The organism is Salmonella sp. A29-2, assembly GCF_020150755.1.
Classification (GTDB): Bacteria; Pseudomonadota; Gammaproteobacteria; order Enterobacterales; family Enterobacteriaceae; genus Salmonella; species Salmonella enterica.
Genome location: NZ_CP083731.1, coordinates 2,902,998 through 2,928,655 on the forward strand (window position 1 = coordinate 2,902,998; position 25,658 = coordinate 2,928,655).

20 protein-coding genes are annotated in these 25,658 nt (G+C 54.4%); 2 read left to right on the forward strand and 18 right to left on the reverse strand.

The window, feature by feature from the left end:
- Positions 1-34 precede the first annotated feature (34 nt).
- Positions 35-1,225 (forward strand): aspartate transaminase, encoded by a 1,191-nt coding sequence (gene aspC, locus K8W53_RS14275; protein WP_000462653.1) that lies wholly within the window; start codon positions 35-37, stop codon positions 1,223-1,225.
- A gap of 61 nt (positions 1,226-1,286) precedes the next feature.
- Here aspC and K8W53_RS14280 read toward each other — a convergent pair whose 3' ends face one another.
- The 7 genes from K8W53_RS14280 to cmoM form a co-directional block, all read right to left on the reverse strand.
- Positions 1,287-1,934: an MBL fold metallo-hydrolase gene (locus K8W53_RS14280; RefSeq protein ID WP_001109471.1), complete on the reverse strand. Its 648-nt coding sequence runs from the start codon at positions 1,932-1,934 to the stop codon at positions 1,287-1,289.
- Between the two features lie 27 nt (positions 1,935-1,961).
- Positions 1,962-2,510, reverse strand: a complete 549-nt coding sequence (locus tag K8W53_RS14285) for a YcbK family protein (RefSeq protein ID WP_000357052.1) — start codon at positions 2,508-2,510, stop codon at positions 1,962-1,964.
- Between the two features lie 259 nt (positions 2,511-2,769).
- Positions 2,770-4,617 (reverse strand): L,D-transpeptidase, encoded by a 1,848-nt coding sequence (gene ldtD / locus K8W53_RS14290; RefSeq protein WP_052939323.1) that lies wholly within the window; start codon positions 4,615-4,617, stop codon positions 2,770-2,772.
- Positions 4,618-4,961: 344 nt separating this feature from the next.
- Positions 4,962-9,428: a chromosome partition protein MukB gene (gene mukB / locus K8W53_RS14295; RefSeq protein ID WP_052939322.1), complete on the reverse strand. Its 4,467-nt coding sequence runs from the start codon at positions 9,426-9,428 to the stop codon at positions 4,962-4,964.
- Positions 9,428-10,132: a chromosome partition protein MukE gene (mukE, locus tag K8W53_RS14300; protein WP_000060025.1), complete on the reverse strand. Its 705-nt coding sequence runs from the start codon at positions 10,130-10,132 to the stop codon at positions 9,428-9,430. Before mukE ends, mukB begins: the two co-directional genes overlap by 1 nt.
- On the reverse strand, positions 10,113-11,435 hold the full coding sequence (mukF, locus tag K8W53_RS14305) for a chromosome partition protein MukF (RefSeq protein WP_001288828.1): 1,323 nt from the start codon (positions 11,433-11,435) through the stop codon (positions 10,113-10,115). Before mukF ends, mukE begins: the two co-directional genes overlap by 20 nt.
- The gene (cmoM, locus tag K8W53_RS14310; RefSeq protein ID WP_001154025.1) at positions 11,428-12,231 is read right to left on the reverse strand and encodes a tRNA uridine 5-oxyacetic acid(34) methyltransferase CmoM; all 804 of its coding nucleotides are present in this window, start codon (positions 12,229-12,231) and stop codon (positions 11,428-11,430) included. Before cmoM ends, mukF begins: the two co-directional genes overlap by 8 nt.
- Before the next feature lie 135 nt (positions 12,232-12,366).
- On the opposite strand from cmoM, the gene elyC reads away from it, so the two are divergent.
- The gene (gene elyC / locus K8W53_RS14315) at positions 12,367-13,143 is read left to right on the forward strand and encodes an envelope biogenesis factor ElyC (protein ID WP_000899562.1); all 777 of its coding nucleotides are present in this window, start codon (positions 12,367-12,369) and stop codon (positions 13,141-13,143) included.
- Here the strand turns inward: elyC and K8W53_RS14320 are convergent.
- From K8W53_RS14320 to K8W53_RS14370, 11 genes are all read right to left on the reverse strand, one after another.
- On the reverse strand, positions 13,123-14,016 hold the full coding sequence (locus K8W53_RS14320; protein ID WP_000436889.1) for a YcbJ family phosphotransferase: 894 nt from the start codon (positions 14,014-14,016) through the stop codon (positions 13,123-13,125). The two genes, elyC and K8W53_RS14320, sit on opposite strands and share 21 nt — an antisense overlap.
- A gap of 210 nt (positions 14,017-14,226) precedes the next feature.
- Positions 14,227-14,973, reverse strand: coding sequence for a 3-deoxy-manno-octulosonate cytidylyltransferase (gene kdsB / locus K8W53_RS14325; RefSeq protein WP_000011576.1), 747 nt, complete (start codon positions 14,971-14,973; stop codon positions 14,227-14,229).
- On the reverse strand, positions 14,970-15,152 hold the full coding sequence (gene ycaR, locus K8W53_RS14330) for a protein YcaR (protein WP_000350061.1): 183 nt from the start codon (positions 15,150-15,152) through the stop codon (positions 14,970-14,972). The genes kdsB and ycaR overlap by 4 nt, the downstream gene beginning before the upstream one ends.
- Before the next feature lie 51 nt (positions 15,153-15,203).
- Positions 15,204-16,436 (reverse strand): winged helix-turn-helix domain-containing protein, encoded by a 1,233-nt coding sequence (locus tag K8W53_RS14335; RefSeq protein WP_023223970.1) that lies wholly within the window; start codon positions 16,434-16,436, stop codon positions 15,204-15,206.
- A 43-nt stretch (positions 16,437-16,479) separates the two neighbouring features.
- Complete coding sequence (gene lpxK, locus K8W53_RS14340) at positions 16,480-17,457, reverse strand: tetraacyldisaccharide 4'-kinase (RefSeq protein ID WP_000561681.1); 978 nt, start codon at positions 17,455-17,457, stop codon at positions 16,480-16,482.
- Positions 17,454-19,202 carry a lipid A ABC transporter ATP-binding protein/permease MsbA gene (gene msbA, locus K8W53_RS14345; protein WP_000551246.1) on the reverse strand — a complete coding sequence of 583 codons (1,749 nt, stop codon included), beginning with the start codon at positions 19,200-19,202 and terminating at the stop codon, positions 17,454-17,456. Before msbA ends, lpxK begins: the two co-directional genes overlap by 4 nt.
- Before the next feature lie 36 nt (positions 19,203-19,238).
- Positions 19,239-21,503 carry a ComEC family protein gene (locus K8W53_RS14350; RefSeq protein WP_023223969.1) on the reverse strand — a complete coding sequence of 755 codons (2,265 nt, stop codon included), beginning with the start codon at positions 21,501-21,503 and terminating at the stop codon, positions 19,239-19,241.
- A 229-nt stretch (positions 21,504-21,732) separates the two neighbouring features.
- Entirely contained in the window at positions 21,733-22,017 is a 285-nt protein-coding gene (gene ihfB, locus K8W53_RS14355) for an integration host factor subunit beta (RefSeq protein ID WP_000167332.1), read from the reverse strand.
- A gap of 155 nt (positions 22,018-22,172) precedes the next feature.
- Complete coding sequence (gene rpsA, locus K8W53_RS14360; RefSeq protein WP_000140324.1) at positions 22,173-23,846, reverse strand: 30S ribosomal protein S1; 1,674 nt, start codon at positions 23,844-23,846, stop codon at positions 22,173-22,175.
- Between the two features lie 113 nt (positions 23,847-23,959).
- Positions 23,960-24,643: a (d)CMP kinase gene (gene cmk / locus K8W53_RS14365; protein ID WP_000125007.1), complete on the reverse strand. Its 684-nt coding sequence runs from the start codon at positions 24,641-24,643 to the stop codon at positions 23,960-23,962.
- A 172-nt stretch (positions 24,644-24,815) separates the two neighbouring features.
- On the reverse strand, positions 24,816-25,577 hold the full coding sequence (locus tag K8W53_RS14370; protein WP_000792301.1) for a M48 family metallopeptidase: 762 nt from the start codon (positions 25,575-25,577) through the stop codon (positions 24,816-24,818).
- Positions 25,578-25,658: the final 81 nt, after the last annotated feature.

The window sequence follows — 25,658 nt, forward strand, 5'->3', positions numbered from 1 at the left end:
GATTTCCCTTCTGTAACTATAATGGAACCTCGTCATGTTTGAGAACATAACCGCCGCTCCTGCCGACCCGATTTTGGGCCTGGCCGATCTGTTTCGCGCCGATGACCGTCCAGGGAAAATTAACCTTGGCATTGGCGTATATAAAGATGAAACCGGCAAAACACCGGTGCTCACCAGCGTTAAAAAAGCCGAGCAGTATTTACTGGAAAATGAAACGACGAAAAACTATCTCGGCATTGACGGGATTCCGGAATTTGCTCGCTGCACTCAGGAACTGCTGTTCGGCAAAGGCAGCGCGCTGATTAACGATAAGCGCGCACGCACGGCGCAAACGCCGGGCGGTACCGGCGCGTTACGCATTGCCGCCGACTTTTTGGCAAAAAATACTCCGGTAAAACGGGTGTGGGTGAGCAACCCCAGCTGGCCGAACCATAAAAGCGTGTTTAACGCTGCCGGCCTGGAAGTTCGGGAGTACGCTTACTACGATGCGGAAAATCACACGCTGGATTTTGAAGCGCTACAAGCCAGCCTGAGCGAAGCACAGGCCGGCGATGTGGTTCTGTTCCACGGTTGCTGTCATAACCCAACCGGCATTGACCCTACTCTGGAACAGTGGCAGGTTCTGGCTGAGCTTTCCGTTGAAAAAGGGTGGCTGCCGCTATTCGATTTCGCCTACCAGGGCTTTGCCCGCGGCCTGGAAGAAGATGCGGAAGGTCTGCGCGCCTTTGCCGCGCTGCATAAAGAGCTCATTGTCGCCAGCTCCTACTCCAAAAACTTCGGCTTATATAATGAGCGCGTCGGCGCCTGCACCCTCGTTGCCGCCGATGCGGAAACCGTGGATCGCGCTTTTAGCCAGATGAAATCCGCCATTCGCGCTAACTACTCCAACCCACCAGCGCACGGCGCGTCCATCGTCGCGACTATCCTGAGTAATGACGCCCTGCGCGCTATCTGGGAACAGGAACTGACGGACATGCGCCAGCGTATCCAGCGTATGCGTCAACTGTTCGTGAATACCTTGCAGGAAAAAGGCGCGAACCGTGACTTCAGCTTTATTATCAAGCAGAACGGGATGTTCTCATTCAGCGGTCTGACCAAAGATCAGGTGCTGCGTCTGCGTGAAGAGTTTGGCGTTTATGCCGTGGCTTCTGGTCGCGTGAACGTGGCGGGCATGACCCCGGATAATATGGCGCCGCTGTGCGAAGCCATTGTCGCGGTACTGTAAAAAGCTGCCGACTGGCGTGACCGATGAAAAAGCCTGCACATTGCAGGCTTTTTCATTCTGCTTACCAGACCGGCATCTCATCTTGCAGGAAGGGATTATGCAGACGCTCGTACCCGAGCGTAGAGAGCGGGCCGTGGCCAGGAATAAAGGTCACATCATCGCCAAGCGGCAATAATTTACGCTTAATGGCGTCAATCAACTGGGTGTGATCGCCGCGAGGAAAATCGCTGCGCCCGACGCCACCTTTGAAAATCACATCGCCGGAGATCAGCAGTTGCGACTGTTCATCAAAGAAAACCACGTGTCCCGGCGTGTGTCCCGGACAATGTAACACCTGTAACGTCACATTCCCTACGCTGACGCGATCGCCGTCGTTCAACCAGCGATCAGGCGTCAGCGGCTGACACTCATCCAGACCAAACATGCGGCTTTGCGCCGGCAGTCCTTGCAGCCAGAACTCATCTTCTTTTTCCGGACCGATAACAGGAACGCCGTAATGCTGCGCCAGTTCACTCGCCGCGCCGACATGATCGAGATGCCCATGCGTGAGTAAAATTTGCATCAACGTCACGCCGCTGGCGTCCACTTCCTGTTTAATTTTTTCCGCGTCGCCGCCCGGATCGACCAGCGCCGCCAGCCGGGTTTGTTCGCACCAGATTAATGAACAGTTCTGGGAGAACGCGGTGACCGGAATAATACGATAGTTCATACTGCTCCTTTGATTAAGCCTCGCTGATTACCAGTGCCGCGCCGGCCCGGTATCAATATGCACAAAGTTACTACGTGGGTAATATCCTACACCACCTGCGCGCATAGATAACGCCGCTTTGCGAATATTGCTCAGCGCCACGCCTTCAATATGAAAATCCATCGCCTGCCCTTTTGTATGGTAGCTTTTTTTCGCTACGCCGCTGCTACGGGCGCGTAATTCATTATTGGTATCAAGAGAACGGTAGCCTGAGATGAGCTGCACAGGTTTACGCGTCCCTAACAGCCCCTGAAGTCGGTAAAGTTGGTCAAACAGGCGGGGATCGATTGATCGGACTTTATTCGCGCGATAGTCACGGAAAAAATGGTTTAACTTTGCTAATTCATCCTGAATGTAGGCTCTTCCATCGAAAAACTCCGCCTTGATTGACTCTCCGGTATGGAGATTGTTTAACGTCAAAATGCGCGGGCGTGGGGTCGAGAGTGTGGCAAACGCTGGCGCGGGCAGGATGGCGGCGCCGAGAGCGACACCACCAAGCGCCAGCAGCTTGCGGCGATTAGCGTCAAATTTGTCCATGATAATCAGGTCTACAGGTCAATGTTATCGTTAATACACTTCTACCTTTAAGCAGACATGATACCGGCTGGCACAGACTTCTGAACGGCCTGGTCGACTTAAAGGTTATTGTATATGCACTTCTGGCGCACGAAAGGCACCTTAACTGCCGATAAAGCCCGCGTCAAGATGGCCCTCCCCCAGCCACAACGGGGGTCTACAGCGAAACGCCCCGTTGAAGCCAAACATTAGGACAACATATTTACCAGAACTTCTTCATTTACCTGATTAATTGTTCAACCTTTGGCACAATTTGTGCGCTGGATCGCGCTGTGAGATCGTAATTGTAAATATCTGTACGATATTGCATACGTCCATCTGCGCCGACAAACGCGGTCAGATAGTAAAGATTTACTGGAATGTTCTGCCGGATATTGACATACCGCGTGTCGCCTTGCTTCAGGGCGCCTGAGATCCGCGCATCGTTCCAGCCAGCATCCTGCAAGAGCATATTCGCCAGTTCAGAGGCCTTATTGACCCGCACGCAGCCGGAACTTAACGCCCTGGCGTCACGCTGAAAGAGAGTATGGTTAGGCGTATCGTGCAGATAGATCGCATCTGAGCTCGGCATATTAAATTTATAACGCCCCAGCGAATTGTGCGCGCCTGGCGCCTGCTGGAAACGGAACGGAAGATTCGATGGCGTAATGGTGGCCCAGTCAACCTGCCACGGATCGATCGCTTCTTTGCTGTTCCAGCCGCGCATCACGGTGTAGCCATGGCGCTCCAGATAGCCTGGGTCATTCCACACCTTCGGTAAAATGTCTTTACGCGCAAGCGTGGGCGGAACGTTCCACGGCGGGTTCACCACCACATTATTCAGCGCGCTGCTCATCATCGGCGTTTTACGATCGGGACGCCCGACGATCACCCTCGAAGCCAGCACCTGGTTGCCATTCTGATAGTAGACCAGCGAATAAGCGGGAATGTTTACCATAATACCGGTAGAGAGTTCCGCCGGCAGCAGGCGTAAACGTTGGATATTCAGTGCCAGTACGCCTGCGCGTTGCGCGGGGGTCATATTAAGCCAGTTACGCGTCGCCGGGCCAATAACGCCATCCGCCCCCAGCCCTTGCCATGCCTGAAAACGCTTTACCGCCTCGACCAGTTCACGATCGTAGGCGCGTGCCGCCGGAGCCGACTTACTACGGCGGGCCGTTGGTTCGTCGACCGGCTGCGCCACCGATGTTTCGACTACCGCGGCGGAGGGGCTGACGACGGCACTATCAGCAGTGTTATCGCCGGGTAAGGCTATCTTTGGACCGCCATCCAGCATCCCCGTACGCTGTAATATTTCGCGCAGCGCAGGCACATCGTTACTCCATTGCCCCGGGCGCAGCGTCGCGGTATTGGCCAACTGCGGCCACGGGCGAGAGTCCGCCACCAGCTTCAGCAACGCGTCATGCATGGGCGCATACTGTGGATGCTGCGGCGCCAGGCTGGCGACAAACATCGGCAACTGGCCCTCTTCCAGCGCGATTTGCCACTGGTTAATCACCGAGACTGGCGGCGTCGCCAATGCGTAAGGTTTGTTGCTATATAACCAGCGCTGGCCTTTGACGGGGATATTCGCAATGAAATGGAGATAGCCCATCATGGCGTCTGACAACACAACATCGCGCGCCATACCGTTTACGGCGGGATCGGTCAACAATGCCACCCAGGCGGTAAACTGCGGCTGGAATCCGGCGATCGCCACCTCCGCCAACTGTTGCTGAAAGGCTTTCACCGCATCGCGATTATCCCACATGGGCTTCATGTCGCGCGCGGCATACAGCAATGTCAGCTGGCTCATATAGACCGGCGTATAGCCGGAAGGAAGCTGCGACTGTAAATCAGCCCGGACTTTCTCGGCTGAAACGCCCTCCGGCAGCGGCTGAATCCCGGCCATAATCGCCGTCGCGGCGGATTGCTTCTGCGGCCCAGCCTGATCCTTCGCGGCAACGGCGCTATCGCCAGGTATCATTTCAGGCTCATCGGCCTGCGCATTGAACAGTGGAGCGAATGTTACGGCCAGGCATAAACTGATTGCCGACAGACAACGACCACACATCTTATTAAGCAACATCCCTTGCCCCCTGTTTTCGTTATCATACTCCGCATGACTGCGCTGCCCGCAGCGCGGGTCAACCGCAACCAATGCTTTTGTTTAGTATGACGAGTCAGCCTGCTCACTCGTCAGGCTTAACTCCAGTATATAAAGTTCGTTACGTTTTTGCCTAACCTAATGTAAAGAAGTTTAAAGAAAATGCACTACCCGGAGAGATTTTTCAGATAAAGAAAAAGGCGGCTTTCGCCGCCCCAGGCTAATGATAAAACAGAACTTGTTGTGCCGGATGGCGGCGTAACCGACTTATCCGGCCTTGCCTGATAAGCGAGGCGCCATCGGGCACTTCATCGTTTCCGCCGTGTTTAACTCGCTTCTGAAGGCGTATCTTCCGTCTGCGTACCGGGAAGCGTTTCCGGAAGCTGCGGCGCAAAGCCACGCAGCCCGACAACATGAACATGCTCAGTATTCTGAAACACTTTACGCACCAGTTTATACGTCGTGCCCTTCTCCGGACTGATGTTTTCCGGCGCAGCGATGATGAGCTGCATCTGCAAACGTTCACATAGTTCAAACAGCGTGGCGATAGAACGCGCATCCAGACGCGCCGCTTCATCGAGGAACAGCAGGCGACATGGCGAAATATCTTTCCCGCGCAGTCTGCGCGCTTCGTCTTCCCAGCTTTGCACCACCATCACCAGAATTGACATCCCGGTCCCGATAGCTTCCCCCGTTGATAGCGCGCCGGATTCCGCACGCAGCCAGCCGTCGGACCCACGGTTAACTTCAACTTCCATTTCCAGATAGTTACGGTAGTCCAGCAGCTCCTCGCCGATGGTCTGCGGCGTGCGTTGCCCCATATCGATCTGCGGATTCAGACGCTGGTACAGTTTCGCCAGCGCTTCGGAGAAGGTCAGACGATTGCTGTTAAACAAATCCTGGTGCTGCTCCTGCTGTTCTGAAAGCACATCCAGCAAGGTGGCATGCGTTTCACGCACGTTGACGTTTAACCGCACGCTATTCACCTGTCCAAATGAGACGCTTTGCAAACCCTGGTTCAGCATACGGATACGGTTCTGCTCACGCTGGATAGTCTTGCGGATAATGTTTGCCACGCTGCGGGAACTGATCGCCAGCTTTTGCTCACGCGATGTCAGCTCTTCCGTCAGACGGCTCAGCTCAATCTCCATTTGTTCAATGGCTTCAACCGGATCGTCGGTACGAATAATATCCTGACGAATACGTTCGCGCAGATGCTGGTAAACGGCCACAAAGAACTGGATTTTACGTTCCGGGCGTTTCGGATCTTCCGACAGACGCAATACGTCGCGCAGATGTTCGTTATCCGCGACGGCCAGGCGCAGCGCGCCCAACGCCTTATCCGACATGGAGCGCAGTTCATCCGCCGACAGATAAGCCAGCTCACGACGGTGCAGACGGCGTTCCACGCCATTGTCTTTCACCATCCGCATGACTGCGCACCAGCCGGCTTTCGCGGTCACGACCTGCTCGCGCATTTCATGATAATCACGCTCCAGCTTGCGCAGCTTACGGGTCAGGTTCTCCATCTCCGCTTCGCAGAAGGTGAGCGCTTTCTCAAGCTGATTGCGACGCGAACGGTTATTGCTCAACTGAGCGTGCAGTTCATCGCGACGCTGGCGGGCGCGCTCTTCCGCCCCGCTGTCGGCGCGAACGCCAATATCCTGTAATTCGCGCTGCAAATCGTTAAGCAGCTCTTTTTTCGTGTCGTAAGAGCTTTTTAGCGAGGCCAGGACCTGGCTGTACTGACTTAACTGCGCGGCATGGCTGCGCAGCGCTTCGCGGGCGCGGGTACGCTCGGCTTCCGCCTGCTCCAGCCGCTGGCGCAGCTTTTCGTTGAGATCGCTGTTGCCGCTCAGCATTTCCGCCGAGTCGGAATAGCTGAAATGCGCCCGACGTTCGACAACTTCAGCCAGAGCAAAAGCCTGCTGGCGCGCGTCGCGCTGCATTTGCTGCGACCCTGCATAGTCTTCTTTTAACTGCTCAAACTGTTCCGGATCGCTTTGCAGAACGGAAACCACCGGCTCCAGTTTGGCTAACTGGTTGCCATATTGCTGCACAAATCTCGCCGCTTCTTGCGCCTCATCCAACCGTTCCTGAATTTCATCGACCCGATCGGCCAGCGTTTCATCGGCCAATAAATTCAGCCGCGGCAGCAAACGGTTAAGCGCGGAAACGCCCTCTTTCGCCTGCTCAAACTGAAGGCGCTGCTGCTGGTTGTCGCTTTCATGCGTCGCCAGCGCGCGTTCCAGCTCGACGCGACGCCCGTTCAGTCGGCGAATTTCCGCTTCCGGATCGTCCTCAAAGGCAACGGAAAGGTGGCTACCGATAAAACGGCTGAACGCCTGGTGCAAACGCTGGGTTTTCTGCACGTCAAACGAGAGCGTGGCAAAGCGCTCGGAAAGCACTTCCCGTTCAGCATGGAGACTTTCAATACGGTTCTCGCGCGCCGCACGGCCAAAAATAGGCAGCGACGGGAAACGCGAATAACGCCACTGACGGTCGGCAATTTTCACGACCACCGCCTTTTCCAGCTCGTCAACGCTGAATACGCTGTCATCAAAAGACTGCGGATCGCCTTCGATCAGGTACAGATCTTCCGGGCAGTCGGTCAGACCTTCAAGCTGTTCGGCTATTTGCGATAAATCCGGTACGACGATCGCATGGCGCGACGGGCCATACAGTGCGGAGAAGTACGGCGCATCTTCAAGACTGACATCGTCGTAGATTTCCGACAGCAGTACCCCGCCAAAACGCTCCGCCAGCGCATTCAAACGCTGGTCTTCCGCGCCGCCCGGCTGGCTTAAACGTTCGATCTCTTCATCAACCGCATTTTTACGCGCGCCCACTTCGTCGCGTTCGACAATGGCTTCGCGCTCACGCTCCAGTAGCTGTTGCAGGTATTCGGTCACTTCCTGGCTGGACGTAAACTCCTCGCCGCACTGTTCGCTAAGCTGGTTCAGACTGTTTTGCGCCGCCAGCCAGACGGGCGCACGCCGCATCAGATGTTGAATACGGGATTGCAGCTGCTCCTGCTCCTGACGCAAGGCCATGCGCTGTTCGCTGGCTGACGACACGCTATCAGACAAGGACGCGATGCGGGCTTCCAGCTCCTGATGCAGCGCTTCCAGTTCGTCAATATCAAAATTTTTGCCCTGTCGCTTACAGAACTCAGCCAGCAGACGTTCCGCCTCTTGCTGCTCGCGCAGTCGCTGTTCCAGTTCGCTCAGACGCATCCGCAGCGGCTGTACCTGTTCCGCCAGATGACGCTGGTTCACGCCGTCCCGTAACAGCTCGCGCGCCACGTCCCAGGCTTCGCTACGCGCCAGCGGGCCGTTGATCGCCGCCACCAGCTGGTAAGCCTGCTCAAACTGACTGTGCGCGGTTTGCGCCACGCTCATTTTTTGTTCCAACGACAGCAGTTTTTCCGTAGCTTCCTGCTCTTTTGCCTGGAAAGTATCCAGCCATTCGGCGGCGCTTTCCGGCGTTAGATCCGGTAGATGGCAAAGTTCTTTAGCGCGGGCAAGCGCTGATATCGCCTGGTTATACTGAATCGCGCGCGTTTGCTGTACATCCAGCGCCTGCTGGTAATCCGCAAGCTGGCTTTTGAGTTCATCGACTTCCAGCTCGGCGGCTTCGGCACGCGCTTCATTTTCGTCCTGCATTTCGGCGGCTTCCGCCACCACTTCATTTTGCTCTTCGAGTCGAATCTGCAGCTCTTCAAGATCCGCTTCGTAGCGTTCAATTTTTTCCTGCTGGCGCAGCGCGGTTTGCACCAGATTCAGGTGATCGCTCGCCGCCTGGTAATCCGCTTCAAGAGAACCTTCGGCGCCGTTATGTTCGCCCAACTCACGGGCCATATCGACGTGCTTGTACTGCTCCGCCGCCAGTTGTTTGCGCGATGTGTACAGTTCGCGTCGAAACGCCAACGCCTGATCAAGGTGAACTCGACGCTCATTGGCGTGGCGCATATAATCCGCCGCCACATAATCGGTGGCTTCGCTGATCAAATGCTTAAACAGATCGCGATCGGATTGGGTAACACGAATCGCTTCCAGCGTGAGTCGGTTCTCGCGCAGCGCCGCTTCCATATCCTGGAACGCCTTGCGCACGCCGCTGTTTTCCGGCAATAAATAATCGCGTAGCGATCGGGTAATGGCGCTGGAGATCCCGCCGTACAGCGAGGCCTCTATCAAACGATAGAATTTACTACGATCGGAAGCGGAACGCAGACGACGGGCGATAATCCCTAAGTCAAACATCAGCGAATGATAATCGGTGATGGAGTTAAACTGCTTAAACTGCACGCCTTCCATCTCGTCAAGCTTGTCTTTCAGCTCAGCAAGCGACAGTACGCGCGCCTGACGTTCGTTTAATGTCTCCGTCACCAGTTGTGTCGGCTGTACCGACATCGGCAGCCCCTGGATAGCGAACGGTTTGATGTCCACTTTGCGATCGCGCCCAGCGACCTGCTGCAGACGCACGCCGACCACCACCCGCTGATGGCGGGAATTAATGGTGTCGAGCATGGAGTAACAGACGCCCGCCTTCAGCTTACCGTGCAGACCTTTATCGCGCGAACCGCTGGTGGCGCCGGCTTCCGTGGTGTTACGGAAGTGCAGTAATGTAAGATCCGGGATCAGCGCCGTGACGAACGCCGCCATCGTCGTGGACTTCCCGGCTCCGTTGCCCCCGGATAACGTCGTGACCAGTTCATCCAGGTCAAAAGTGCGAGCAAAAAAACCGTTCCAGTTAATCAGCGTTAGCGAGCGAAATTTACCGCGTTCAATCATTATTCTTCCTCTCCACTGTCCGGCTGACTCTCTTCGGTCTCATCATTAAGTTGCAGATGGTTTTCAATGGGCATCGCTTCCCCGTCGCGGATGAGACGACGCTGCGCCTCGCGAGGATCGTCGCCAGCGCGGACATCCGCGCCAAAGCGGAAGACCGATTCGGTAATGCGGAATTTGCTGCTGTCGTGGCCCATAAACCATACCATGCCCAAACGACGCAGGCGGTTTAAAGAAGAACGCACCTTTTCCTGCAGTTTCTGACGATCAACGTCAGATCCCGTCGAGCGGTTATTCACCAGCTTTAGCAGTTTGGCTTCGTCCGCAAGGGTAAGCAGCTCGTCGTACAACTCTTGCTGAGTAAAGATCCCTTCGTTGGCCAGACGCTCCGGGCTAAGATAGAGGTAGCAGAGAATTTTACCGACCATCATATCCAGTTCGGATAACACCGAGCGCGGGATAAGCGTGGTAGAACGCGGACGCAGGTAGAAGAATCCCTCCGGCGCGCGGATCAGTTCCACGTTATAACGCGCGTAAAACTCTTCCAGGTATTCCTGAAAATCCATCAGAAAGGCATGATTATCCAGTTCGTCCAGCCCGATGTGGCGGCCCGAACGTAATGCGCTATCCAGCGCCGGAAATAACGGATTCGCCAGCGCCTGCGCCAGCTTAACCGGCATCACTTGTTCAATATTTGTCAATGACATGCGCCTGTACCTTGGCTCCGTAATCATTAATCGGCTGCCATTTGGCTGGCAGTCCGGTGAAATCTGCTTGCGCTACGCCAAGACGTACCGCTTGATCGATAACAATACGCGCCACGTCGAAATGACGCGCGCGCGGGTATTGCGCCAGATACTCGCGCACCACCAGCCCAAGATCCAGTGGCGTTTGTCTGGTTTTATAGATAGCCAGCTGTTCTTCAATGATGGCCGCTAACTGCTCGCGGATCTCGTTAAACTCTTCATATTCCAGATCCGGCGGCAACTCCCCGGTGACTTCATCGTCACGCAACGCCATCTCTTCATCGCGCATATCCAGCAGACGATCGGCATTCGCGTAGGTTAGCGCCCACGGATCGTCAAAATAAGTCTGCACGGACTGGCGCAACCGCTGGGCGAAGACACGGTTTTTATCCATATCGATCGCGGTACGGATAAATTTATGCACGTGACGATCGTAGCCGATCCATAAATCAATAGACTGCTGACCCCAACTGATAATGCGGTCGAGTTTACTTTGTAAGTCAAACACCAGCCTGTCGACAAAATGCAGATCGTCGTGCGTCATCGTGGCATCCTGAATGCGCAGCAGGTTAGCCTGCAGCTTATCGCCCGCCGCCTCCAGCGTATCCTGCAACTCGCGCAGCGTACCGGACGTTTCGGAAAGCAGCAGTTCACAGCTGGAAATCGCCGCCCGCCAGTCTTTATTCAGCAGTTGTGCGATATCGTCTTTCACCTGCTGCTGCTGTTCATCCATGATGCGCTGGGTGAGATCGATACTGTCGAAAATCTCCGCCACCGAATATTTCAATGGCGCGTAAACGTTGCGATGCCAGTGGAACTCATCGCCACCCTCCGCTGCCGCATCCGCCGCGCGCTTCAATTCGCCGGCCACAATCGACAACTGCATAGAAAGACGCAGCGTAGAGAATTCGCGTTGACGAATGTAGTAATCGGTGATGCCAATCCCGAGCGGGGTTAATCGGTAAATCGCATTGCCTTCCGCCTGCTCGCTGGTAAAGCGGTTCAGCAGACGTTGACGCACCATATCGTTAATCGCGTTGTTCGCGCGCACGCCGATGGTTTCGCTGGTTTGCTCAAACGCATCACTCACATGGCGGAATGCATCCACCAGTTCGCCTTCACTCATCTCGCCGTCAAGGCGTTCGCCGTTCAACGTGGCGACCGCCAGCAGAAAGGAAAGTCTGTCTACCGGCAGCGAGATGGAAAAGTCGTTTTTTCTGGCCCAGGCAACCAGTTCGGGGACTGTCTGGGAAAATTCACTCATAGGTTATCCTTGCATCTGCGGCTAGCGCCGGGCTTTTAATCGCGGTGACATGAATGTAGCGCCCAAGGCTAATATACGGCTCCTGGCGGCAATAACGCGTTTCCAGTTCGACCAGGGTCTCATAACAGTCACGCTGCTGGTGTTTTTCACGCAGATAATCATGAAACACACGCACGCCGGTTTTACCGGTAATCTGCCAGCCAATCGCCTCCAGCCACTGGTACACCTGCGCGGGGTCGCGCGGGTAGTCAGGCGACAGCGTGCGCTTCTTGCGTTTAGGCATCCCCGCCTGCACGTAGTCAAAATTACCCGCCACCATATTGTGCATCAGCAAACCGTTAGCGTTATAGAACATCAACGACAGCGCGCCGCCAGGGCGCAATACTGACCAGAGCGTTTCTAATACGCCGACAGGATCGGCTACCCATTCCAGCACAGCATGAAACAATATCAGATCAACCGGGCTTTCCAAATGCGAAGCGACGTCCTGAGCCGGGCATTGTATAAAATGCATGTCTTTGCTCACACCTTTTGCCTCGGCCGCCTGCCGCGCGCGGGCGATCATTTCGCCAGACAGATCGCATAACGTCACCTGATGGCCGCGTTCCGCCATCTTAATCGCCGTTTGCCCTTCGCCGCCGCCGGCATCCAGTACCCGCAGTTTTCGCCCGCCAATCTCCTCCAGCACGCGATCCAGGTCTTGCCACAGAATGGCTTGCCGCAGTTGTCCTTTGGTCGTGCCGTAAATGTTACGGGAAAACTTTTCAGCAATGTCATCAAAATTGCGATCCTGCATCGGACTCTCCACAGGCTGGCTCAGGCGTTATCTGATAAAACCGCTATTTTGTCACAGCCGCGGCCAGAATGAACCTGTCTGGTGTAATATCAGCGTTAATCCTCCGCTATATGGTTAAAAAAGGAACCAAAAAGGATGCTTTTTACGCTAAAGAAAGTGATTGGCGGTATGTTATTGCCGCTTCCGCTGATGTTGCTGATGATTGGCGTCGGCCTGGCGCTGCTCTGGTTTAGCCGCTTTCAGAAAACCGGAAAAGTATTTATCAGCGTAGGTTGGCTGGCGCTATTGCTATTAAGCCTGCAACCCGTCTCTGACCATTTGCTGCGTCCGATAGAAAACCGCTACCCTACCTGGCAGGGTCCGCAAAAGGTGGAATATATTGTGGTTCTCGGCGGCGGCTATACCTGGAACCCGCAGTGGGCGCCGAGCTCTAATTTAATTAACAACAGCTTGCCGCGGCTGGCGGAAGGCATTCGGCTGTGGCGCGCGAATCCGGGAGCAAAGCTGATTTTTACCGGCGGCGTAGCAAAAACCAATACGGTAAGCACGGCGGAAGTCGGTGCACGGGTGGCGCAGTCGCTGGGCGTACCGCGTAGCGATATTATTACGCTGGATAAGCCAAAAGATACGGAAGAAGAAGCCGCCGCCGTTAAGCAGGCCATCGGCGACGCGCCTTTCCTGCTGGTAACCTCCGCCTCGCATTTGCCGCGCGCGATGATTTTCTTTCAGCATGCCGGGCTGAATCCGCTTCCCGCGCCGGCGAATCAGTTGGCGATCGATTCGCCGCTCAATCCCTGGGAGCGGGCAATTCCGTCCCCGGTCTGGCTGATGCACAGCGATCGCGCTGGGTATGAAACATTAGGGCGACTTTGGCAATGGCTGAAAGGCATATCAGGCAAGCCAGGGGAGTAATGATTTCGCCGCCAGATCAAAATTAGTACGGTTAAAACGTCCGGTATTGACCAATTGCGCAACCTCGTCCCACAGCACATAGAGCCAACGCCGCCAGATGAAGGACTCCGCCACTGGCGCGCGTTGCAGATAATGCCAAAGCAATCCCTCCGCCAATGGATTATCCATCAGGCGAAACAGTTCGAACTCTCTCGGCGCCCACAGCATCAGCCCGGGGCCGACCATTGCCAGAAGCTGATCGCTACGGGCGTCTTTAAGCATACTGCGCAGGCAGAAGTTGCCATGCACCAGTACGCAGTTGTCGTTAAACCCTTCAAATAACGAAGGAAGACATTCTCTGGTACGAAACAGAATGCGTCTGTCCTGCATCGTCAGACCGGTATTGCTGAACTGATTTAGCGTCGTCCACAGCACCTCCACCCGCTGACGATACCAGGAAGGCCAGATATTCTCCTGAGTATGGTCTACGGCGCCAACGCAACCGCGGCTATCCTGCCGATGCCAGGCTAACAGCCCTTCGACAATCTGATCTTTTAGCTGTTCCCAGCGTTCCGGAGTGCGCGCCGGCGCCTCGACCGGCACACCGCGCAGTCGTTCCAGTAGCAGCACATCCGGACCAGGATGCTCTTCATGCGTCAATACGCCATAGATTACCGGCATCCTCACCGTACCGCTACGCGCCAGCATTGAGGTTTTCCATGCCAGTTGCTGCGCAACGCCGGGAGTGGTAAAACTTCGCGCCATCAGCGGCATCGGAATGCCCTGGCTGTCATATAATGACCACAATGCGGAATCCGCTTTCTCATTCACGCACTCTATACGGCTAAGTTTTTCACCCAACAAATGACTGAGTTCGGCCCGCAACTGTTCCATTCCAGATTACCCCCATTAGTGCTACTGCTTTAATAATGAGCGTCGTATGGACAGATGTCACCCGTATCAGATCAAGGGAAGAAAAGAAAAATGAGGAAAATCGTAACGGTACGAGAAAGCTGCCACTAGTGAGCAGACGTGAGTATTCATCTTTGCGCTACCATACCGCGCTGTTCATGACCGTCTAAGACGATCATGAACAGGATCATGTTAACGCATTTCAGCGCGTACGCGCTCCAGGTCGTCGGCGGTGTCTACGCCCGTACCGGGCACCGCTTTGGCGACGGCGACATGAATTTTTTCGCCGTACCACAGCACACGGAGTTGCTCCAGCATTTCAATATGTTCAAGCGGGCTGGGTTGCCAGCTCACGTAACGGCGGATAAACCCCGCGCGATAGCCATAAATGCCCAGGTGACGAAGGCAAGTATCCCCTACCGTTTCCAGACTTTTTGCAAAGCGGTCGCGATCCCAGGGAATCGTCGCCCGGGAAAAGTAAAGCGCATAGCCTTCAGCATCCAGCACGACTTTTACCGCATTCGGGTTAAACGCTTCTTCGGCGCTGTGAATCGGCACCGCCAGCGTCGCCATGCCAACCTGGCGCTGTGCCAGATTTTCCGCGACCTGGCGAATAATAACCGCCGGGATCATCGGCTCATCGCCCTGAACGTTCACAATAACGGTATCGTCGCTGAATCCGCACTTCTCTACCACTTCCGCCAACCGTTCGGTGCCGGACTGGTGATCGGCGCGCGTCATGCACACTTCGCCGCCAGCCGCTTCTACCGCACGAGCCACGTCTTCATGATCGGTGGCGACAATAATGCGTTCCGCGCCAGATTCGCGCGCCCGCTCCAGGACATGAACAATCATGGGCTTACCATTAATATCCACTAATGGTTTGCCTGGCAGTCGGGTAGATGAAAAACGGGCCGGAATGATGACGACGAAACTCATGATTTACTCTCATCAGATGTCAGGGCGCGAGCTTCATTTTCCAGCAATACAGGAATGCCGTCGCGTAACGGGAAAGCGAGATTGTCCAGTTTGCAAATTAATTCTTGCTGTTCCTGGTTATACCAGAGTTTGCCGTTACATACCGGGCAGGCGATGATTTCAAGCAGACGATGATCCATAGTTCCTCCAGATGGACCGGATTGTGAATCCTTCAATATTAACATAATCGGTTAGGGTGCAGGGTCTATTTCCCAGCCATGACGCATGGCGCTAAACAGGCCTGGCGGACATTGTCCCAGCGTCACGCGCGATGCCCGTTGCCAGGCAGCAAACGCGCTAATCGCCTGCCAGATTCCTTTTTGCAGACTAACGCCAGGGCGAATATCGTCCTCCAGATACAGCGAGATAACCTCAAGCACCCCCGTTTTACGGTGCATTTTGGCATCCATTCGCCCGACTAAACGGCCCTGGTATAATAGCGGCAGCACAAAATAACCGTACTGGCGCTTCGCCGCAGGCGTATAACATTCCAGCCGATAGTTAAATCCGAAAAGCTGCGCTGCCCGCTTGCGATCCCATACCACAGGATCGAAAGGCGACAGTACTGCGCTATGGGTCGCCTTTAAGGCGTTATTCAGCGCCGGTTCCAGCTGCGAAAGAAGATCGGCATGAAGCCACATCCGCCCCAACGTTTCCACCTCGACCGGAATAATCTGCTGCTGTTCCGCCCGGCTCTCCCGCCATCCCTTCAGGTCAGGACGTTTCAGGCGGTAGTAATCCGCCAGCCACTGTTCACGGAAAATCCCCAGACTGCGCGCGCTATTATCCAGCATCAGGTTTTCCGCCTGCGACTGTGACAGTCCATCGCGTTCATCATCCCAGTGCGGCATCACACGGGGCGTTAAATCATATACACGTTGAAAATTACGCCGCTCAACAACCATGACTTTTCCGGCGGTAAATAAACCCTCAAGGTGGCGTTTATGTGGTTTCCATTCCCACCAGCCGCTGACGCCTTTCCGCGCATGTTCAAAATCGGCAGAACGCACCGGACCGTGCTCCTGAATATGCCGCACTAGCTGTTCTATTTCTTCCGCGTGCTCATGCATCCATGCCGCGCGATATTTCCAGCCCATCTTTTCCGGCGACAGCATACGATGGCGGATAAGTTTAAAGTCGCGGCGTGGTAAGAAACAGGCCTCATGCGCCCAGTATTCCATTAACTCGCCGCGTCGCAGCGCCTCATCCAGCCAGGCCTGCGGGTACGAACCGAGACGGCTAAACAGCACCAGATAGGGGCTACGTGCGACAACATTGATGGTATCAATTTGCAGCAACGCCATGCGTGAGATGGCGGCAAGAACATCGCCAGGCAGCGCGTTACGGCGCGGCTTTTTCAATAGCCCCTGCGCAGCAAGGTGAAGACACCGGGCCTGGGAAAGAGAAAGGTACGGCAATGACATTCATGACTCCATAAATTCATCACTGCCGCTGCATTGGGGGACGCTAGCGAACCAGCGAGGTGATATGTTGAAGCAACTTATCAGGCTGCTCACCGGACAAACGCGCATCAACCGGTAAGAACCACCAGTTATCTTCGGCAAAAGCACGGCATTTCACCGCGTCTTTTTCCGTCATTACCAGGGTCTGCCCTTCACCGACCAACGCCTGAACGTCAGCAGGGGCGAGCGTTTGATGATCGGCCAGCGGGACGCACTTTTGCGGATGCGCGCCACAGGCTTCCAGCGTGGCGAAAAAGCGCGGCGGATGACCGATGCCCGCCATCGCTACAATATTGCTCAGTTGCGCCACATCGCAACGCGCTCCCGTGCGTAAGTTCACCGCCAGTCCAGGCGCTAGCTGCATGGGGATTTCGCCCGCCCGGGCGACGCCGCCATTCACGATAGCGGCGTCTACGGTTTTCAGGCGACTGGCGCGTTCGCGCATAGGACCGGCAGGAAGCCACCAGCCGTTGCCAAAACGGCGCACCCCGTCAATCACCACAATTTCAATATCTCGCGCGAGTCGGTAATGCTGCAACCCATCGTCGGTGATAATAATCTGCACATTATGCGCCGCCAGAATCGCTTTCACCGCCGCGGCGCGTTCAGGCGCCACCGCGACAGGCGCGCCGGTCCGTTGATAAATCAATACCGGTTCATCTCCCGCTTCTGCGGTTGTCGTCTCTGGCGTCAGGAGCAGCGGATAAGCGGCAGCTTTGCCGCCGTAGCCGCGGGAAACGACCCCCACGCGCACGCCACGCTGTTGCAGCTTTTCCACCAGCCAAATGACTACCGGGGTTTTACCGTTACCGCCAGCCGTAAGATTCCCTACCACAACCACCGGTACCGGCGCTCGCCAGGCGCGTTTAAAACCAAGCTTATAGCTCAGACGAATCGCCCCGCTCACCAGGCCATACAGCCAGGAGAGCGGCAACAGTAACCGCCATAGCGGGGATTCACCCGACCAGATACGCGCAATCATTGGCCAAATTGCATCTTATGTAGCTGGGCGTAAACGCCGTGTTGCGCCAGCAGCTCGCTATGAGTGCCGCGCTCAACGATAATACCGTCTTCGACTACAACGATCTCATCCGCCTGTTCGATGGTGGAGAGACGGTGCGCAATCACCAGAGAGGTACGGTTTTTCTGCAGCTCATCCAACGCTGCCTGAATCGCACGTTCAGACTCGGTATCCAGCGCAGACGTAGCTTCATCAAGGATCAGAATCGGGCTGTCGCGCAGTAAGGCGCGGGCAATCGCGATACGCTGGCGTTGACCGCCGGAAAGCAGTACGCCGTTTTCGCCGATGATGGTATCCAGGCCATTATCCATCTTATTGATAAAGTCCATGGCATAGGCCATGCGCGCCGCCTCTTCAATCTGCTCGCGGCTATATTCTTCCGTCCGGGCATAAGCAATGTTATTGGCGACCGTGTCGTTAAACAGATGCACGTTTTGCGAAACTAGCGCCACCTGATTACGTAGAGAGGCCAGAGTGTATTCGCGTAGATCGTGACCATCCATCAGGATGTGCCCTTCATCAATATCGTAGAAACGGGTGATCAGACTGGCGATAGTTGATTTACCCGATCCGGAACGCCCCACCAGCGCCACGGTTTTCCCGGCAGGAATTTTCAAATTGATGTTACGCAATGCCGGCACTTCACGGCCCGGGTAAGTAAACGTCACATTGCGGAATTCGAGATCGCCGGTCGCGCGGTCAATGACACGTTTACCTTCATCTTTCTCCTGTTCGCTATCCAGAATCGCAAACAACGTTTGACAAGCCGCCATCCCACGCTGGAACTGCGCGTTAACGTTTGTCAGTGATTTTAATGGACGCATCAGCGCGATCATGGAGGAGAACACCACGGTGATGGTCCCTGCCGTCAGGCTATCCATTACGCTTGGGAAGCTCGCAGCATAGAGGACAAACGCCAGCGCCAGCGAGGCAATGAGCTGAATGATAGGATCGGAAATTGACGAGGCAGAGACCATTTTCATGCCTTGCAGTCGCATCTTATTGCTGACTTTATCAAAGCGTTTAGTTTCGACTTCCTGACCGCCAAAAATCAGTACCTCTTTGTGTCCTTTCAGCATTTGTTCAGCGCTGGTAGTCACTTGTCCCATCGTGTTCTGCATATTTTTACTGATGCTGCGGAACCGCTTTGAGACAACGCGAATCGCAATCGACACAATCGGCGCTAAAACAACCAGGATGATTGACAGCTGCCAGCTGTAATAGAACATCATGATAAACAATCCGATGATCGATGCCCCTTCACGCACCACGGTAATCAGCGCGCCAGATGAAGAAGAGGCAACCTGTTCTGAATCGTAAGTAATACGCGACAGCAGCGTACCGGTAGACTGTTTATCAAAGAAGGCGACGGGCATTCCCATCATATGGCCAAACAGGCGACGGCGCATGGTCATTACCACCTTGCCTGACACCCATGAAATACAGTAGCTGGAGATATAGCTAGTGATGCCTCGTAATATCATCAGCCCAATAACCACCAGCGGCATCCACAGCAACACTGAGCGATCCGTTTTACCGAAACCATCATCCAGTAATGGCTTGAGGAGCGATAGCATGAAGGTATCGCTGGCTGCGTTGAGAATTAACGCTATGCCCGCCACGATCAGACCTGCTTTAAAAGGCGCTATGGTTGGCCACAGTCGGCGGAAGGTCTGCCACGTAGAGAGATCTTTATCGTTATGCATTCAAAAAACCAGCATTTGTTGAAATAGCCGCATATTCTACCCGTTATCCTCGGACACGCCAAACCACTGATGATACCAGCGAGGTAAAATTTGATCCCGTAAGCCTTGTATGCGCCAGCCCTGCGGAGAAAACAGCAGCGAAATTTGCCCCTGGTGGGGTGTATCAAACCACTGATACGCCTGCTGTCGGTAGCGCTGTTTTACCTTGCGGGACGGCAGCCGCCATGCGTTATAGCGCGATGCGGACGCCAGCGCCGCTTCACCATGTACGCGCTGAATAAATGGTAGCGACGACGACGTATTACTACCATGATGCGGCACCTGGATAAACGTCGCCGCAAGATGTCGCCAGTAACGACTTAGCATTTTTTGTTCAGCGCCCGCTTCGATATCGCCCGTGAGCAGGATGCTATGTACACCGTCATCCACTTTGACCACACAAGAACGGTTATTTCCTCGATCGGCACTTTCGCGTAACGGCCAGTGCGCCTGAAACGTTAGCCCCTGCCATTGCCACTGCTCGCCGCGAAAACAGGGCAAATGTCCCTGCCAGCCTAACGGGCTGCGAATCCACATTGACGGCCAGACCTGCTGTAGCGAACGCAGCCCGCCCCGATGATCCAGATGCTCATGACTCAAAATAACGCCCTCCGGCGTCAGATTATGCCAGCGCAACCAGGGAATAATAACCTGTTGCCCGCTGTCGCCCTCCGGCCATGCCCGACCGGTATCGTAGAGTATTACTTTATCGCCCCTGACGATCGCTATCGCCAGCCCCTGACCGACATCCAGCATATGCACCTGCCATCCGCTGGCGTTTATCGGCCGCCAGAGTGGCCAGCTCATCAACAATAACCCGCATAAACAGACCGCCGGCCAAGTACGCCAGACGTTTAATCGCCACGCGATAAGCGTTAGCCAGGGTAAAAGCGTCAGCCACTGCCAACGGTTATCAATATTCACCCAGCCCTGCGGTAAAGCATTCAACAGGTAAAATAGCGCGGCTAACGCGCGATCGGTCAGGTACCATACCCACTCTTCAAGAAAAAACGGCCCGGTTAAATGCAGAATCATTCCCGCCAGGATGAGCGGAACCGTCACAAATGTGACCCAGGGTACGGCAAAAAGATTCGCCAGCATTGCGGTAACGCTTATGCCATGAAAAAGCGCCACCTGGAGAGGCAAAAGCAGAAGTGTAATGCCTGCCTGTAGGTGAAGCAGGTTAAGCAACCAGCGTAAGCCCCGTGGAAAATTTCCGTTTGGCGCAGGAAACCACTGATACCAGAATAACAGGCCGGCAACCGCAAATGCTGACAGCCAAAGACTTTGTGATATAACCGCCACAGGATCGGCGAAAATAATCGCGGCCAGACAGCAGCACCAGACTTGCCAGCCGCTCCACTGTCGTCCGCTTAATTTTAATCCTCCCCAGACGCTCAGTGCCGCCACCGTGCGCAGCGCAGGCGGTTGTAAGCCGGTAAGCCAGGCATAACATATCGCGCAAAGAATGCCGCCCAGCAATGGCGTCTGCCAACGAATCCATCTGACCGGCAAAAAGAATTGTCCGCCACGGATTAATCCGGCAGCCAATAACGCGGCAAAAGCGATATGCAGGCCGGAAATCGCCATCAAATGGGCCGTCCCCGTATCGCGCATAACGGCCTTCACCTCCTGCGACACCGCTCCCCGCTCCCCCATTCCCAACGCCAGAATAACCTGCTGCCACGGATAAGGCGCAAGCGTAGCGCGAAGCGAAGCAAGATAGCGCGCACGCAAGCTACACTCAGGGTTAATCGCTTTAGCCTGTAGAAAACGCCCGGTCAACGGTTGATGCTGCGCCAGCGCGTAACGTTGGCTATCAAAAGCGCCTTCGTTAAGCTGTCCGTGTACCGCTCTGACCTTCAGCGTCATCGCCCACTGTTGTCCGGCACACACTTCCGTGGGTAAGTACTGGCCATGCAGGACAATCCCTACAGCAGGAAAGAGCGGCTTTCCGCGCAAATGGGTGATTCGCCCATAATGAGTGGTCATATGATCGGTGGCAGTAATGACGACTGTCGCCTCCTGCGTCGCGGCGGGCAGGACGTTTCCCGCCCAGATGGCCTGCCTGGCGGCAAATATCCCCCACATGAAAAAGAGCAAGGTTAATGCCGCGTAGCGCGCATAGTGATGGGGTATGAGGCAAAGCAAACATGCCAGACAAAACAGCACCGCGAGAATCCGCGTATCAGGTAATACTGGCAATATCATGAGCGGAAGTATGCCGCATACTACGCATACGCTGACCGTCGTTATCTTCATAGACACCTCCCTGTGCGGGAAAGTGTGCAGGTTCAGGACGCCATTGTCTGGAGGGGATTTTGTGCTATACGGCGCGGATTCCAGGTTTTTTACCTGATAAATGTAAGACGCAGCAAAAAATGCGAAACGTTTTCCAGTTTTCGGTCGAATAGCGTTTGCGCCTGACGGCGTATAAATGAAAAAAGCACCCTGACGGTGCTTTTTTCGGGTTCAAGTTTTGCGTTAAAACTTAACCGTAAATATTGGCGCGATCGCGCAGTTCTTTACCCGGTTTAAAGTGAGGAACGTATTTTCCTTCCAGTTCCACTTTATCGCCGGTCTTGGGGTTACGTCCGGTACGAGGCGCGCGGTAATGCAAAGAAAAACTGCCGAAACCGCGGATTTCAATACGCTCGCCCTGCGCAAGAGTCGAGGCCATATGCTCCAGCATCTCTTTTACCGCGTCTTCAACCGCCTTAGCGGGAATGTGAGATTGCTGGGTTGCAAGTCTTTCAATCAATTCTGACTTGGTCATGATTCCTCCGGTTCCTTAAAGGCAAATTGGCTGCAGCCGTGAGATTGATTAAGGGCGGCCGTAGCCGCCCTTAGTGCTTGATTACAGGCCGAAACCTGCAATCTGTCAAGTAATCTCGTTATACTTCGGACTAAAAGGCCCGAAGTTTCAGAGGATTACTCGCCTTTAGCTGCTTTGAATGCTTCAGCCATTGCGTTGTTAGAGAAGTTTGCATCTTCCTGTTTGTTAACAGTTGCGATGGCATCTTTCTCGTCAGCTTCGTCTTTCGCACGAACAGACAGGCTGATTGCGCGGTTTTTACGATCAACGCCGGTGAATTTAGCTTCAACGTCGTCGCCAACGCTCAGAACCAGAGTCGCATCTTCAACGCGGTCACGGGATGCTTCAGAAGCACGCAGGTAACCTTCAACGCCGTCAGCCAGTTCTACGGTTGCGCCTTTAGCGTCAACTGCAGTGACTTTACCGGTTACGATAGCGCCTTTCTTGTTCAGAGCAACCCAGTTGTTGAACGGATCTTCGGCGAGCTGTTTAACGCCCAAGGAGATACGTTCACGTTCTGCGTCAACCTGCAGAACAACTGCAGCGATTTCGTCGCCTTTTTTGTATTCACGAACTGCTTCTTCGCCTGCAACGTTCCAGGAGATGTCAGACAGGTGAACCAGGCCGTCGATGCCGCCGTCCAGGCCGATGAAGATACCGAAGTCAGTGATAGACTTGATTTTACCTTCAACGCGGTCGCCCTTGTTGTGGGTTTCTGCGAACTGCTGCCACGGGTTAGATTTGCACTGCTTCAACCCTAAGGAGATACGACGACGTTCTTCGTCGATATCCAGAACCATCACTTCCACTACGTCACCAACGTTAACCACTTTGGACGGGTGGATGTTTTTGTTGGTCCAGTCCATTTCGGAAACGTGAACCAGGCCTTCAACGCCTTCTTCGATTTCAACGAAGCAGCCGTAGTCGGTCAGGTTGGTCACGCGACCGGTCAGTTTGGTACCTTCCGGATAACGTTTAGCGATAGCAACCCACGGATCTTCGCCCAGCTGTTTCAGGCCCAGGGATACACGGGTACGCTCGCGGTCGAATTTCAGCACTTTCACGTTGATTTCGTCGCCAACGTTCACGATTTCGCTCGGATGCTTAACGCGTTTCCAGGCCATATCAGTGATGTGCAGCAGGCCGTCAACGCCGCCCAGATCAACGAATGCACCGTAGTCAGTGAGGTTCTTAACGATACCTTTAACTTCCATGCCTTCCTGCAGGTTTTCCAGCAGCTGATCGCGTTCTGCGCTGTTTTCGGATTCGATAACGGCACGACGAGAAACCACAACGTTGTTACGTTTCTGGTCCAGCTTGATTACTTTGAATTCAAGCTCTTTGCCTTCCAGGTGCAGAGTGTCACGCACCGGACGAACGTCTACCAGAGAACCCGGCAGGAACGCGCGAATACCGTTCAGCTCAACAGTGAAGCCACCCTTAACTTTGCCGTTGATAACACCGGTAACAGTTTCAGCATCTTCGTAAGCTTTTTCCAGCGTGATCCATGCTTCGTGACGTTTAGCTTTCTCACGAGAGAGCAGAGTTTCACCGAAGCCGTCTTCTACTGCATCCAGAGCAACGTCAACTTCGTCACCAACCTGGATTTCCAGTTCGCCCTGGGCGTTTTTGAACTGCTCAGCCGGAATGGCAGACTCAGATTTCAGACCGGCGTCAACCAGTACTACGTCTTTGTCGATAGCAACAACAACACCACGAACGATGGAACCCGGGCGGGTTTCGATTTCTTTTAAGGATTCTTCAAAGAGTTGAGCAAAAGATTCAGTCATGTTTAATCTTCAGGTTTCATATTTAACGTCCACCTGGCTCCGTGCCGGATGGGGTTGTTTAACATACCCGCTGTCAATCCTTTGCAACGGGGGTACTACAAATTCGGTCGCATTTAAGCGAGAGCCAATTTTTGGCGCGCATATTGTAACGCTTTTTCAATCACTTGCTCAATGCTTAATCGGGTAGAATCCAAAACTAATGCATCAGCAGCAGGAACTAACGGCGCTACAGCGCGATTACGATCGCGATCGTCGCGTTCCTTGATCTCGGCCAAAAGGCGTTCAAAGTTAACACTAAAGCCATTCTCCTGCAACTGTAGCATACGTCGATGCGCACGTTCCTCCGAGGAGGCGTCAAGGAAAATTTTTACCGGCGCATCCGGGAAGACCACGGTCCCCATATCGCGTCCATCGGCGATTAAACCAGGCGCTTCGCGGAATGCGCGTTGGCGGCGAAGAAGCGCTTCACGCACGCGTGGGAATGCCGCCACCTGGGATGCCGCGTTCGCGACTTCCTGCGTACGAATTTCGCCGCTAACGTCCTCGCCTTCCAGGATAACTTCCAGGTTGCCGTCCGTTGAGACGAAACGCACGTCCAGATGGGACGCCAGCGGCACCAGCGCATCTTCAGAGGCGAGATCGACATGGTGATGCAATGCCGCCAGCGCCAGTACGCGGTATATCGCGCCGGAATCCAGCAGATGCCATTGCAATGCTTCCGCCATTGCTTTGCACAAGGTGCCTTTACCTGCACCGCTTGGGCCATCAATGGTTATTACCGGGGCAATTGCCGTCATCTTTATCTCCTTAAACAGGCGTACCGTTAACGTAAACGCCGCGCATTATACGCGCCAACGCTCGCGACCGTTAACGTTGCGTGCAAAAACCAGTTTTGTCTGTAATCAGATGCGGAATAATTGCGCAATTATAGCGGGCCGGCGAGAAACCAGCCCGAAAGATGACAATGATTTACTTTTTATCTTCGGCAATTCTGTCGCGCATATGCTGCGCGCGATCGGCTGAGGCCGGGTGGGAGTCCATCAATGATTTTGCATGACCTGCGTCCATTGTGGCGAATTTATCGAATGCCGTGACTAAGCCCTGGGTGTTAATCCCGCGTTTTTTCAGCAGATCGTAAGAGAAGTCATCCGCATCCGACTCCTGACTGCGAGAAAACGCCGAATTGATGACGCCTTCCGCCAGATCGCCCAATTGAGACTGGGAAAGCTGCGCTGCGACGCCGCTGGTGGCGGAAATCGCATCGCGAGCCGCCAGCGTGGCATAGGCGGTTTGCATTGCCTTGCGGGAGTGCCCTAAAGAGACATGGCCCAGTTCATGGCCCAGTACGCCTTCAATTTCATTATCGGTCATCAGATCCATCAGGCCGGAGTATACGCGAACGCAACCGTTCGCCATCGCCCATGCGTTGATATCGCTGGTCATATAGACTTTATAGCTAACCGGCGTACCGTCAATGTTGTTACCCAGCGCTTTAGCGATTTTGCTCAGACGTTTGGTGTATTTGCTTTTCGAACCTGCCAGTTGATTCTCGCTGTCCATTTGTTTACAGGCATTATTAGATAATGCCTTAACATCCGCATCGGACAGTGTGGCGGCTTTGTAGGCTGACATGCCGGAACTGGCGATTAAATTGCCATTCACGCCATTTTTACATCCTGCCAGTAGCGTAGCGGAAATCGCCACCGCCAGTAATAATGATTTATTTTTCATACTAATCTTCCGTTGATAACTATTATAAAAAACACATAAATCAATGTGTTAAATCATCAACAAATTAGCATTAGTCATAAT